This is a genomic window from Grimontia celer (assembly GCF_900055185.1).
Taxonomy (GTDB): domain Bacteria; phylum Pseudomonadota; class Gammaproteobacteria; order Enterobacterales; family Vibrionaceae; genus Enterovibrio; species Enterovibrio celer.
The window spans coordinates 1-577 of sequence record NZ_FIZX01000046.1; the positions used below are offsets into that span (position 1 = coordinate 1).

Here is a 577-nt window from a genome sequence, read left to right on the forward strand (position 1 = left end):
TCATTGATTCTACAAATGCGCTCAAAGTGCTAGTCGTCGATGACCACTCTTTATCTAGAGAGGTTTTGGCCAAATTATTAGGTGGCTTTGGTATAAAAAGTACCTGTGTAGGAAGTGGTTGGGAAGCCATTGATGTCATTCGACAATCGGATCAGTCCGGTATGGCGTTTGATGTGGTTTTTATGGATTGGCAGCTGCCAGATATGGACGGAATCGAAACATCGAGAAGAATAAAAGAATTGTTCAAAGAATTAGCGCCACCTATTCTGATGATATCCGCCTATGAAAAACATCATATTCAGTCTTACATAGATACAGGCATCATTCGACAATTCATAGAAAAACCTATTAGAAAATCCACCTTATTTGATGCTATTAATCAGTTTTTTAGTATTGAAAAAATAGCGTTGGAAAGTGAAGAGACAGCGATTGTACCTCACCGTTCGGGGTTTCATATTGTACTGGTGGAAGATAACCTTATTAATCAGCAAGTTGCATTAGGATACTTAAAAAGCACTGTCATTCATGTAGATTGCGCTTAAAACGGACAAATTGCCATTGAGAGGATACAAGAGAC

At 38.5% G+C, this 577-nt stretch carries 1 protein-coding gene; it reads left to right on the plus strand.

The features are described 5' to 3' along the window. Positions 1–542: response regulator (locus tag GCE9029_RS25345; RefSeq protein WP_157487858.1), on the plus strand; the 542-nt coding region annotated here is incomplete at its 5' end. Positions 543–577 lie beyond the last annotated feature (35 nt).